General features: G+C 56.1%; 10 protein-coding genes. 8 read left to right on the forward strand and 2 right to left on the reverse strand.

The window, feature by feature from the left end:
• The first annotated feature begins 41 nt into the window (after window positions 1-41).
• Together AC1RDQ_RS09435 and AC1RDQ_RS09440 are read left to right on the forward strand one after the other, a co-directional pair.
• A complete protein-coding gene (locus AC1RDQ_RS09435; protein ID WP_492587036.1) occupies window positions 42-947 on the forward strand; it encodes a dihydrodipicolinate synthase family protein in 906 nt (301 codons plus the stop codon).
• Window positions 944-2,440 (forward strand): aldehyde dehydrogenase, encoded by a 1,497-nt coding sequence (locus tag AC1RDQ_RS09440; protein WP_489338430.1) that lies wholly within the window; start codon window positions 944-946, stop codon window positions 2,438-2,440. The genes AC1RDQ_RS09435 and AC1RDQ_RS09440 overlap by 4 nt, the downstream gene beginning before the upstream one ends.
• A gap of 333 nt (window positions 2,441-2,773) precedes the next feature.
• Here AC1RDQ_RS09440 and AC1RDQ_RS09445 read toward each other — a convergent pair whose 3' ends face one another.
• Window positions 2,774-3,382 carry a trimeric intracellular cation channel family protein gene (locus AC1RDQ_RS09445; protein WP_090455163.1) on the reverse strand — a complete coding sequence of 203 codons (609 nt, stop codon included), beginning with the start codon at window positions 3,380-3,382 and terminating at the stop codon, window positions 2,774-2,776.
• A gap of 463 nt (window positions 3,383-3,845) precedes the next feature.
• Here AC1RDQ_RS09445 and gabP point away from each other — a divergent pair, with 463 nt between their 5' ends.
• The 5 genes from gabP to AC1RDQ_RS09470 all read left to right on the forward strand — a co-directional run bounded on the left by gabP (window position 3,846) and on the right by AC1RDQ_RS09470 (window position 9,418).
• Window positions 3,846-5,255: a GABA permease gene (gene gabP / locus AC1RDQ_RS09450; protein WP_492587038.1), complete on the forward strand. Its 1,410-nt coding sequence runs from the start codon at window positions 3,846-3,848 to the stop codon at window positions 5,253-5,255.
• Between the two features lie 197 nt (window positions 5,256-5,452).
• Window positions 5,453-6,217 (forward strand): SDR family NAD(P)-dependent oxidoreductase, encoded by a 765-nt coding sequence (locus AC1RDQ_RS09455; RefSeq protein WP_090455167.1) that lies wholly within the window; start codon window positions 5,453-5,455, stop codon window positions 6,215-6,217.
• 81 nt (window positions 6,218-6,298) lie between these two features.
• Window positions 6,299-7,531, forward strand: a complete 1,233-nt coding sequence (gene eutH, locus AC1RDQ_RS09460; protein WP_218495873.1) for an ethanolamine utilization protein EutH — start codon at window positions 6,299-6,301, stop codon at window positions 7,529-7,531.
• Window positions 7,532-7,645: 114 nt separating this feature from the next.
• A complete protein-coding gene (locus AC1RDQ_RS09465; protein ID WP_492587040.1) occupies window positions 7,646-8,449 on the forward strand; it encodes a response regulator transcription factor in 804 nt (267 codons plus the stop codon).
• 42 nt (window positions 8,450-8,491) lie between these two features.
• Complete coding sequence (locus AC1RDQ_RS09470) at window positions 8,492-9,418, forward strand: 2-hydroxyacid dehydrogenase (RefSeq protein WP_492587042.1); 927 nt, start codon at window positions 8,492-8,494, stop codon at window positions 9,416-9,418.
• Window positions 9,419-9,579: 161 nt separating this feature from the next.
• Here the strand turns inward: AC1RDQ_RS09470 and AC1RDQ_RS09475 are convergent, their stop codons facing one another.
• On the reverse strand, window positions 9,580-10,902 hold the full coding sequence (locus AC1RDQ_RS09475; RefSeq protein ID WP_150813171.1) for a DUF1329 domain-containing protein: 1,323 nt from the start codon (window positions 10,900-10,902) through the stop codon (window positions 9,580-9,582).
• Window positions 10,903-11,232: 330 nt separating this feature from the next.
• Between AC1RDQ_RS09475 and AC1RDQ_RS09480 the strand changes: the two genes are divergently transcribed.
• Window positions 11,233-11,478 carry a hypothetical protein gene (locus AC1RDQ_RS09480; protein WP_492587043.1) on the forward strand — a complete coding sequence of 82 codons (246 nt, stop codon included), beginning with the start codon at window positions 11,233-11,235 and terminating at the stop codon, window positions 11,476-11,478.
• Window positions 11,479-11,621 lie beyond the last annotated feature (143 nt).

Here is an 11,621-nt window from a genome sequence, read left to right on the forward strand (position 1 = left end):
GCCAGGTTGAATAACATTCCCTTAGTAATGGAGAGGCAATCATGAAATTCGAAGGCATTTATACCCCGGCAATTACCCCTTTGACCGCGAGCCGTGAAATCGACAAGGCCGCTTTCGCCGACGTGCTGGAGTATCTGATCGAGTCGAAAGTGCACGGCATTATCATTGGCGGTTCGACCGGCGAGTACTACGCCCACACCTCTCAAGAGCGTATCGAACTGGCGACCCAGGCTAAAGATGTGATCGGCGCACGACTGCCACTGGTGATTGGTACCGGTGCAATCCGCACTGAAGACTCCGTCGAATATGCCAAGGCCGCTCGCGAGATCAAGGCCGATGCGATTCTGGTGGGCTCTCCGCCTTATGCATTGCCTACCGAGAAAGAAAACGCCATCCATGCGCTGACCGTGGATCGTGCCGCCGGCTTGCCGATCATGCTCTACAACTACCCGGCACGCATGGGCGTCAGCATGGGGCCGGAGTATTTCGCGGCCGTTGCCGAAAGCAAAAACATCGTGGCCATCAAGGAAAGCTCCGGCGACATGGCGCAAGTCCATCGCCTGGCACGGGAATACCCGAACATCAGCCTGTCCTGCGGCTGGGATGATCAGGCGCTGGAGTTCTTCGCCTGGGGCGCACGCAGCTGGGTTTGCGCCGGATCGAACTTCATTCCCCGTGAGCACGTTGCGCTCTACGAAGCCTGTGTCGTGGAAAAAGACTTCGATAAAGGCCGCAAGATCATGAGCGCCTTCATGCCGCTGATGGACTTCCTGGAAAGCGGAAAATTCGTGCAGTCGATCAAGGTTGGCTGCGAGTTGAACGGCCTTCGCACTGGCGGTGTACGTTCGCCTCTGCAACCTCTGTACGAACACGAGAAACAGGCCTTGCAGGACATCATCACCACTCTGAAACGTGACGTCGCCCAGGTGACCGGGAGCGCAAAATGACTGGCCTTCTCAGCGCGGCAGAATATGCCGCCATCGCTCGGGACCTGAAGTTCCCGACTCAGTCGTTCGTCAACGGTGAGTCCTACACATCGGTGTCGGGCAAAACCTTTACGACAACCAACCCGGCGACCAATGACGTGCTGGCCGAGATCACGGCCTGCAACGCTCAAGACGTTGACTTCGCGGTGGCCAAGGCCAAGGAAGCCTTCGAAGATGGTCGCTGGCATAAACTGAGCCCTGGCGAGCGCAAGAAGGTGTTGCTGCGCTTTGCCGATCTGCTGGAGCAGAACTCCCACGAGCTTTCTGTCCTGGAAAGCCTGGATAGCGGGAAACCCGTTCGCGAGTGCCAACTCACGGACGTTCCGGAAACCATTCACATGATCCGCTGGCATGCGGAGTTGATCGACAAGATCTACGACAGCACCGCACCGGTCGGTTCCGGCGCGTTGAGCCTGGTGGTGCGTGAAGCCATCGGGGTCGTCGGTCTGGTGCTGCCCTGGAACTTCCCGCTGCTGATGCTGGCGTGGAAAATCGGCCCATCGCTGGCCGCGGGCTGCTCCATCATCGTCAAGCCGGCCAAGGAAACCACCTTGACGGCTCTGCGTGTCGCCGAACTGGCTCATGAAGCAGGCGTGCCCGCCGGTGTTTTCAACGTGCTGTCCGGCGGGGGCGGTGAAGTGGGCGAGCCGCTTGGCCGCCACATGGACGTGTCCATGGTCAGCTTCACCGGCTCGACAGCCACCGGGCGCCGGTTCCTTAACTACGCGGCGGATTCGAACCTCAAGCGCATTGTGCTGGAGTGTGGCGGCAAGAATCCTGCAGTGGTGATGAATGACGTTGAAGACCTGGATCTGGTCGCCAGCCACGTCGTCAATGGCGCATTCTGGAACATGGGCGAAAACTGCTCGGCTTCCTCGCGCTTGATCGTGCATGCGGACATCAAGGACGAGTTGTTGAAGCGCATCGGCGTGCAGATGCGCGAATGGAAAATGGGCAATCCACTAGATCCGGACAATCGCCTTGGTGCCATGGTCAGCAAAGCGCATTTCGAGAAGGTTCGTTCCTACCTCGAGCAAGCGGCCGTCGAGAAACTGGACGTTGTGTTTGGCGGCAACACCGAGCGCGATATCTTTGTCGAGCCTACCGTTGTCGATGGCGTAGGTGTCGACAGCCGACTGTTCCAGGAAGAGATCTTCGGCCCTGTATTGGCGGTCACTACGTTCAACACCGTTGACGAAGCCATCGCTCTGGCCAATGACTCGGTGTATGGCCTGGCGGCATCGGTGTACACCGACAACCTGCGCAACGCCATCAAGCTCTCGCGCGAAATTCGCGCGGGGATTGTGACGGTCAACTGCTTCGGTGAGGGTGATGCTTCCACGCCGTTTGGTGGATACAAGGAGTCCGGGTTTGGCGGGCGCGACAAGTCAATCTGGGCCCACGATCAGTACACCGAAATCAAGACCATCTGGATCGACGTCTCTGAGCGGTAATCTACCGAACGGATGACAGCAGTATGCACACTCATCCCGAATACCACGAATGTCGGGATGAGTGCTGCATCAAGCAATGGCAAAAAAACTGATAATGGCGACACTTGGATTTTCCAGCTTTCCAGCTTTCCAGCTTTCCAGCTTTCCAGCTTTCCAGCATTCATTGCCTTATTGGATGTTGCAATATTTCGCGATCGCATCCGTTTTTCAGAATCGTTTTTGCTGATTCTCGTCACATTGGGTTTAATCCTTGTAACGCATTCATTCGGTCTCGGCAATCAGGGCACCCTAGCGCTTCTATGGGGATTAGGGGCCGGTCTTGTCTTTGCTTTGCTAGCCCTGTTTGGTGGAGAAGATCGCCGGCATCTGGAGATGCTTGTAGATGGCGAGAAACCTCAAGCCGAAGGTAAAAATCAACGCAATCCAGCCGGCGATCCAGATCGAGGGGAATACGTTGCGCAGCAGAACATAGAGCGTGCATCCCAGCAAAATTGGCGTGGCATAAATGTCACGTGACATCAGCAGTGAGACTCTTCCGGCCAGGACATCCCGCGCGATGCCGCCTCCAATACTGGTCAGCACTCCCATCATCACTGCCAATGGCGCTGCGAGATGTAATGCCAGGACTTTCTCGGTAGCGGCCAATCCGAACAGCGCTGCAGCTAACCCATCGAGATAAAGCAACAGACGGTAACGCTGTTGTAGTCTTTGGGTCAGAAAAAACGCCAGGAGTGCTGCAAGCAAAGCGGCCCAAATGTAATTGAAGTCGGCAATCCAGAAGATCGGAAGATCCAGTAACAGATCGCGCAGGGTACCGCCGCCAATAGCCGTGATGATTCCGAGCACCACAGCACCAAACAAATCGACATCGGCTTTCTTGATGGCCAGCACACCTGTGATGGAAAACACCGCAATACCCAGCATTTCCTGAAGATAAAGCATCTTGTATTCCCTTCTCAGATGACCCGGCGGTAGAACCGCGTTGATGAGTAAGACAATGCGAATTTCGACTTCGTTACATATAACAATAACTGAACTTTTAAAGGGCGTCTTTCTAAACTAGTGCCTTAGTGCAGGAAGTTTTTTATTGATGCGCTGGCGAGGCGTTGTGTCGCAAACAGATAAGCGAATGACGTACCCAGTCGATTCGGCGACTCAGGGCAAGCCGTAGCATCGTGGCCGTCATAAGGATTTGCATTGTGATGATTCTTAAAATTACAAGAGGTGCATTATGCATGACTATAAAACCCCAGATTTTTAAATCTCGTTCTTTCCAGCCTGACCCTCACGTTCCACAGCATTAGAAATACGCTGTTCTCAAAGTTCAGAGTTGATACTTGCAAACATATTTGCAAGTCACTGAATTGCGGCAGCTCGCCTCCAAAAAAATAACAAGGGCTCACTAATGTCAACTAACAGCAAACTAACAACGGATGACAATCTGGCCGCTGGCTTCAAACAGCGGCATGTCACCATGCTTTCCATTGCCGGCATCATCGGCGCGGGGCTTTTTATCGGCTCGGGCCACGCCATCGCGGCAGCCGGGCCATCAGCGATCGTCGCCTACGCCTTGGCGGGGCTGCTGGTGGTACTGGTGATGCGAATGCTCGGCGAGATGGCGGTCGCCAGTCCCGATACGGGCTCGTTTTCCACCTATGCCGACCGCGCCATCGGTCCCTGGGCCGGCTTTACCATTGGTTGGTTGTATTGGTGGTTCTGGGTGTTGGTGATTCCGCTTGAAGCCATTGCCGCTGGCGTTGTGCTCAACAGCTGGTTCCCTCAGGTCGAAACATGGGTGTTCGCGGTAGGCGTAACCGCTTTGCTCACCCTGACGAACCTCTTCAGCGTCGCCAAATACGGCGAATTCGAGTTCTGGTTCGCCATGGTCAAGGTGATAGCCATCGTCTCCTTCATTGCGCTTGGAGCCTGTGCCATTGCTGGGGTTTTACCCGGTCGGGAAGTCAGCGGTGTCAGTCGTCTAGTGACTGAGTTCGGCGGTTTCATGCCCAACGGCTGGGAAGCCATCATCGGCGCGTTGCTGACCACCATGTTCAGTTTCGTCGGCACGGAAGCGGTCACTATCGCTGCAGCGGAATCGAAGGATCCGGCTAAAAATATCGCCCGGGCGACCAAGTCGGTCATCTGGCGAATCTGCATTTTCTACCTGCTCTCGATTTTTGTGATCATTTCCGTGGTGCCATGGAATGACCCGTTGCTGCCAGTGCAAGGGTCGTATCAGCGAGCGTTGGAGATCATGAATGTACCCTTCGCGAAAACCATCGTTGATATTGTGGTGTTGTTTGCCGTTGCCAGTTGCTTGAACTCCGCGATCTACATCTCCTCCCGAATGGTCTACTCGCTGAGCAAGCGTAATGAAGCGCCTGGCTTTCTACAGCGCACGTCATCGGCCGGCGTACCGCGGGGTGCCGTGATCGCCAGTACGGTAATCGGTATCGCCACAACAGCATTGAATTTCTTTGCACCGTCGCAGGTGTTCGCGTTCCTGCTCGCCAGTTCCGGTGCTATTGCCCTGCTGGTGTATCTGGTGATTGCGTTCTCACAATTGCGCATGCGAGCGAAGCTGGAAAAATCCAGTTCCCGGATCGAATTCAAGATGTGGTTGTTCCCTTGGCTGACGTGGCTGGTCATCGGTTTTATCGTTTTCGCCTTGGGCGTCATGGTCGCGATGCCCGCGCACCGTAGCGAGGTGCTTTCTACCGGGGCCTTGACGATCGTGATCATCGCATTGGGGCTGATCAATACTCGTCGTCACGCCCAAAAGACGGTCTGGTCGTCCGCTTCAGCAAAGTCGTAATTCATTAGAGATTGAACCCCCTGATTGAGCAGCGACGGCAAGCCAGTCGTCGCTGCTCGATGTCTTTCAGTACTAAAAAACAAGTAAAAACAATAGGTTGAAGTCTTGTATATCGGTCGATATATGGACGTGTCCTGTCGCTGGCACTTAGCTTGAAATCGCAAACTTCACTTCGATTTCAATAAGGAAAACCAAAAATGGGTCGACTGGTAGGCAAAGTAGCGTTGATCAGTGGTGGGGCAGGGGGTTGTGGCCTGGCCGTTTCGGAATTGTTTGCCAGGGAGGGCGCGAAGGTCGCGATCCTGGATCTGCCAACCAGCCAGGGCGAAGCGGTCGCCGCGCGGATTAACGCGGCTGGCGGCGTAGCCTGTTTCCTGCCTGCGGATGTGTCGGTGGCCGATCAGGTCAATCGCGCTGTCAGGCAAGCCGAGGAGCGCTTTGGCGCCATTACGGTGTTGATGAACCATGCCGGGACGATTTCCGCCGGGCCGTTCCTGGAAACCAGCGAGGCCGACTGGGATCGCCTGATGAGCATCAACGTCAAGAGCATGTTCCTCGTCACCAAGGCTGTCCTGCCGGGGATGATCGAGTCGGGCGGTGGCAGCATCATCTGCACCTCTTCTATCTCCGGTGTGGTCGGTACGCCCATGGAAGTCTTGTACTGCACCACCAAAGGGGCCTGCCATATGTTCTCGCGGGCCATCTCGGTCGAGTACCGCGATCGAAACATTCGCAGCAATGCCATTTGCCCTGGGTTTATCAGTACCGCCCATGGCCAGCGCGAGCTTGATCTGCTTCGCCGGTTTGGCGTGGACGCTAGCGACGAGGCAATCGGGGCGATGCAGGGGCGTCTGTGTGAGCCCGGCGAGGTGGCATCTGCGGCTCTGTTCCTGGCCAGCGATGATTCAAGCTTCGTCAACGGCACGCATCTTTTCGTCGATAACGGATACACCGCGCTCTGAGCCGGAACACTGACCACCAATAATAAATTCGTTTGCACCTGAATTCTGCCAAACAAAAACTCTTAAATAGCAGAGGCAGCAATGGAACATATAGGTACGTATGTCATTTATATCATCATGGTGTGCGCCGTTATTGGCGGCATAGCCTCCATCGTCAATGCAGAGTCCGAACTCGGAAAGGAATTCAACGCAGGTATCCACAGCATTGGACCGATCTTCCTGCCTGTGGCAGGGATCATGGCCGCCATCCCCTTCATCTCCAGTTTCATAAGCCAGGTCCTGGCTCCGATGTTTCTCGCCATGGGCGCGGATGCGGGTATCGCCGGGCCGATATTCATTGCCTCTGATCTGGGTGGGTATCAATTGGCTCATGCCCTGTCACAAAGCCCCGAAGGCTGGATCCTGGGGCTGATAACCGGGTTTCAGTCCGGCTCGACCGTGATCTTCGTCATCCCCGTTGGCCTTGCGATGCTCAACAAGGCCGATCACAAGTACATGGCGCTGGGCATCATGGCGGGCCTGCTGAGCATTCCGATCAGCATCATCATTATTGCAATGGGCATGCAGTTTCTTGGACTGGGTGTAAGGCCGGACATTGCCACGGCGGGCGAGGCCACTCAGGCATTGCATTTCAATCTTGGCATGCTGGTTCAGAACCTGATGCCGTTGATTCTGTTCTGCGGTGCACTGGCCGCCGCATTGCGCTACTTCCCGAACCTGATGGTGCTGTTGTTCTTGAGGCTTGGTCAGGTCGTATACGGTGTCGTGACCCTGGTATTGGTGGCCTCGATCGTCGAGTACTTCACCTCGTTCTTCAGTTCGGTATTCGGCACTTGGGGTTTCGCCCCCATCATTGCCGACAAGGAAGATCAATTCCGGGCGCTCGAAATCGCAGGTTATGTCGGCATCATGTTGTGCGGTGCCTTTCCGATGGTCTACCTGATCAAGCGTTTCCTTTCAAAGCCCATAGAGAAAGTGGCCGCTGTGTTGGGGCTTTCTCCTATGGGCGCGGCAGGTCTGCTCGCGGCTTCGGCGAACATACTGGCGATGTTCCGCTTGGTGGCCGACATGCCGCCCAAGGACAAAGTACTGGTGATTGCCTTTTCCGTTTGTGCAGCGTTCACCTTTGGCGACCATCTGGCTTACTCCGCCAACTTCCAGCCTTCGCTCATTCTTCCCCTGATCATCGGCAAACTCAGCGGCGGCCTGATCGGCATGATGCTTGCCTATTGGCTTGCGGTGCCCAAGGCGCTGGAACTGGGCGAGAAGGACATCAAGGAGAGTGGACTCGGCGCTGCCCCTGAGTTGACCTGAGACCTGCGGTTCCCGGGTTGAGCTCGAAGTCACGCACGATGGCCTGGCATGCTGTCGTGCGTTTACATTTGCGCCATTGGGAGGTTCCATTTTTGCAGAACAAGTGTGGTCAATATGAAAGCCAGTGACGCGAAAATGCTCTCAACCCTGATCAGTGCCGTGGGTTCGGAGCGGATGGGCGCGTCCATTGATTCAGCGCTGAGAAGTATCCTGGGCTTCGATATGAGCTGCGGCTATCTGTTCCGCTTCAATCACACGCCCATCCTGATACACAACGGGTACAACAAGTCGGTGCCGGAGAAAACGCTGAATGCCTACATTCGAGGCGGCTACCTGCTAGACCCGTTCTATGTCGCTTGCATCAATAATCATCCAGCCGGCCTCTGGCGGATGAGGGATTTGGCACCCGACAGTTTCTTTTCTTCGGGGTTTTCAATCTCCAAGGATCTGCATCCCTGCGTGTCGTCCGAGCATGGCACGCTGATAGAAGAAATTGGCTTCATCATTCCCGTCCAGGCACGAGTCGCCATCGTTTATTCGATGATGAGGAACCTCAGGAATGGAGCCTTCCTGACCGGGGAAATGAATGCGCTGGAAACACTGGCACCGGTTATCAATTCGTTGCTGGAACTGCATTGCCGGCTCAAGCACAGCGATTTTTACATGGGCTCGGAAAGTACCGAGGCGAGATCCGAAGATGCGTTCGTTCACATCCTCCAGGGACAGCTTACGGAGACCCAGCGCTATATCGCGAAACTGATCCTGCAAGGCCATAGCAATACGTCGATTGCCGCCGTGCTGAACATATCGGAAGGCACCGTGAAGGTTCACAAGCACAATATTTACCAGCGCCTCGATATTTCCACGAACGCCGAGCTTTTTCGGCGGTTCATCAACTATCTGACGGGGCCACTCTGAAAAAACAGTGGTTGTTTCCCGATTGCGGACAAGGAGCTTTCAATGTGCATCCTGTACATGGCAGACCCGGCCGATGCGCAGAAGTGGCGTGATTGCCTGTCATCGATGGCGCCTGAACTGGAGTTCCGCGAATGGCCTGATGCAGGTAACCCGGCAGAGGTGCGTTACCTCCTGGCCTGGGAGCCTCTCCCCAAATTTGCTGATCAGTTTTGCAATCTTCGAGTCCTTTACGCTGCGGGGGCTGGCGTCGATCAGTTCGATCTGGCCGGTTTGGCGGCAGGGGTCTCGCTCGTCCGACTGGTTGATGATTCGATGGCCGGCATCATGGCCGAGTATGTTTTGTTTGCCGTCCTTGCCCTGCATCGAGGCATCCTCGCGTATCAGCAGGATCAACGCGAAGGACGCTGGCAACCCAGGCCAATCGTGCTCGCTTCGCAGCGGCGAGTTGGCGTCATGGGGCTTGGTAATCTGGGGCGAGCTGCGCTTGGTCGTCTTCAACCATTGGGATTTCAACTCAGTGGCTGGAATCGCTCCTTGAAGGATGTTCCTGGAGGGCGTTGTTATGTCGGACCTGGGCAACTGGATGAGTTCTTAGCTCAGTGCGACATCGTTGTGAACATGTTGCCGCTGACCCCCGAAACAAAGGGCATACTCAATGCTGCAACGCTAGCTCGACTGCCTCAGGGAGCGGGGCTGATCAACGTGGGGCGTGGTGCCCACCTGGTTGAGCAAGATCTGCTTGCAGCGCTCAATGAAGGTCGCGTGGGAGGCGCAGTGCTGGACGTCCTGGCACAGGAACCTGCGTCCCCGGGCAACCCTTTTTGGAAACACCCTCGAGTACTTTTGACCCCGCACATCGCGAGTGATGTGCAGATTGAAGGGGGTGTGGCAGTGATCGTCGAGAACCTTCAGAGAGAGCGAGAGGGCAGACCATTCTTGAATGAGGTTGATCGTTTCAAGGGTTATTAGAGTCCCGTTTTTCAAGGACAAACGCTACGGTTGGCCTGTTGCAATCGCTCCATATCTGCACGAAAACATTCACCCGAAGTCTCAAGCCCCCTGGTTCTTTTGAACCTGGGGGCTTTGCTATTCATCGGTCATGCATGATCGGGAGTTGCTTCGCCGCGGACCTAACGGATACCGGCACCCGCCATGGATTCTGGCACCCACTGCGCCGTCGATAGCGGCTCGATGTAGCGGATGCCGCCATGGGGGCCCACCACGCCATTGATGTTGTAGGTGCCTTTGGACAGGTCGTAAGTCATGAAAGGGGTGGCGTCCGGGACCTGCTGGTCGTAGCTCTGGCTGAAGAACGCGAAGGAGCCGCGGTATAGCTGGCCACTGGTGTCGTACTGATCGGAGGCCACCGCGGCCCAGGTGTCTTCATCCAGGTAGAAGCGGCGCTTCTGGTAGATGTGCTTCGCCCCCGGCTTGAGGTTGCCCTCCACGACGTAGACCCGGTGCTTTTCCCAACGTACGAAGTCCGGGGAAATGAAGTCAGGCGTGGTCAGCGACTTGGCAGCGCGAGCGTAGGTGAGTTTGTAAGTGTTGTAGGGCACGATCATTTCCTGCTTGCCCACCAGCGTCCAGTCGTACAGCTCGAGTGCACGGGCAGTACCGGGGTTGGGGGTGTCGTAGGCCAGGATCGAGATCTGTTTGACGCGGCGCTGGGCAGGCATGTACTGCCAGGCGCGGCCAGGGAACTCCGCCGGGTTGGTCGCGTTCTTGAGCATGATCGACTCGCCGGCTCGGCGCGCAGGTCCGGTATAGGACAGTTTCAACTGATAGTAGATGTCGGAGCTGTTGAACGGTTTCGACAGGTTCTCGTAGATCGGGAAGGAGACGAATGCCTCGCCGGTTACCGCCAGGCTCGGTACACCCGCCGTGTCGACGCTCCAGGAGTCGTACTTGGAGTGGATGTTGACGCCCTGGTAGCGCAGCAGGAAATTCCACATCGCTTCGGCGCCGGATTGCGGAATCGGGAAAGGCACCCCGGGCATCACATTGTCGATGGCGATCCCGCCGTTGAGGGACCTGGCGTTGGTGGCATTTCTGCGGCTGTTGTCCAGTACCGCCTGTGGGAGCGATGCCGTGCGGTGGGTCGGATAGACGTCGACGCGAAAGGCGGGGTAGCGCTTGGCCAACGCTACAGTGGTGGCGGTCAGCATGCCTTTGTAAGCGTCGACGTTCTTGCCGTTGATCACCAGCAACGGTCTTTCGCCCGCGAAGGGGTCCGGGCGCATACTGTCGCCGGTCTTGAAACCGGGCGGCGCAGTGGTCAGGCCACCGTTGTAGGGCGGAATGGAACCGTCGGCATTACCGGCCTTTTCGGCTCCCACCCACGTCAGGCTGGTGCCCAGCCGGGCGGCTTCCTGGCTCGATACATAGGCGCGGGCATCGATGGCCAGTGCCATGAGGGGGACGGCAGCCAGAAGACTTTTCACGAATTTCATATTGTTATTCTCCTGCCTGGCGTACCAGGCAACTCGTGACTCAGGCGCAGCAGTCGCTTACGTCGACTCATCACCAGAGACTTTTTCAGTACTGCCATTAGATAGCCCCCTTATCAGGGGCGCTTTTCATTCGACGACAGCCCCTTGGCTATTGATGACAGGCCCGGGCTGTCTCGGCGGGCATTCGATGGGAGAGTGACTGTCACTTGTTTGTATTTTTCAGCGGAATCATTGGGTTACCGAATGGTCATAGCTATGTCTGAACACTGCCCGGACGAAGGTTTCGAGCAGCCATGACCCTTCCATACTTCCGACGTTTAGGACGTTCATATGAATCGCGCAGTAATCTTGATCGTGGCCATTTCCAGCGCCGTCTTGTTGGGAGGGTGCGGCCCGCACTGGGATGACGGAGAGCGGTACGGGCGATATCACGATCATGACCATCGACGTGGTTACGACCAGAGAGGGGAGGATGATCGAGGTTATGACCGTGACTATGATCGTCGTGACTATGATCGCAGTGACTATGATCGCGATCACCGTCGCTACCGTGATCGCGATGACAACGACGACTGATAGGTTCAACGTCATTGAAATGCAGGGGGGGCTAGTGGGGAGCTGCGTGAAATAGGGGCAGGAAAAGCCCAAGGTTATCATTTTGCCAAGCCGACATGGCAATAAGGGGCCAGTAACAGGACGGCCCCCCTTTTCCAATACCA

This window comes from Pseudomonas sp. GW823-FHT02E01, assembly GCF_058797535.1.

Excerpts from the sequence above, each read along its gene's own strand:
- AC1RDQ_RS09435 (WP_492587036.1), top strand. The coding sequence starts at position 42 with ATGAAATTCGAAGGCATTTATACCCCGGCAATTACCCCTTTGACCGCG.
- AC1RDQ_RS09440 (WP_489338430.1), top strand. The coding sequence starts at position 944 with ATGACTGGCCTTCTCAGCGCGGCAGAATATGCCGCCATCGCTCGGGAC.
- AC1RDQ_RS09445 (WP_090455163.1), bottom strand. The coding sequence starts at position 3,382 with ATGCTTTATCTTCAGGAAATGCTGGGTATTGCGGTGTTTTCCATCACA.
- gabP (WP_492587038.1), top strand. The coding sequence starts at position 3,846 with ATGTCAACTAACAGCAAACTAACAACGGATGACAATCTGGCCGCTGGC.
- AC1RDQ_RS09455 (WP_090455167.1), top strand. The coding sequence starts at position 5,453 with ATGGGTCGACTGGTAGGCAAAGTAGCGTTGATCAGTGGTGGGGCAGGG.
- eutH (WP_218495873.1), top strand. The coding sequence starts at position 6,299 with ATGGAACATATAGGTACGTATGTCATTTATATCATCATGGTGTGCGCC.
- AC1RDQ_RS09465 (WP_492587040.1), top strand. The coding sequence starts at position 7,646 with ATGAAAGCCAGTGACGCGAAAATGCTCTCAACCCTGATCAGTGCCGTG.
- AC1RDQ_RS09470 (WP_492587042.1), top strand. The coding sequence starts at position 8,492 with ATGTGCATCCTGTACATGGCAGACCCGGCCGATGCGCAGAAGTGGCGT.
- AC1RDQ_RS09475 (WP_150813171.1), bottom strand. The coding sequence starts at position 10,902 with ATGAAATTCGTGAAAAGTCTTCTGGCTGCCGTCCCCCTCATGGCACTG.
- AC1RDQ_RS09480 (WP_492587043.1), top strand. The coding sequence starts at position 11,233 with ATGAATCGCGCAGTAATCTTGATCGTGGCCATTTCCAGCGCCGTCTTG.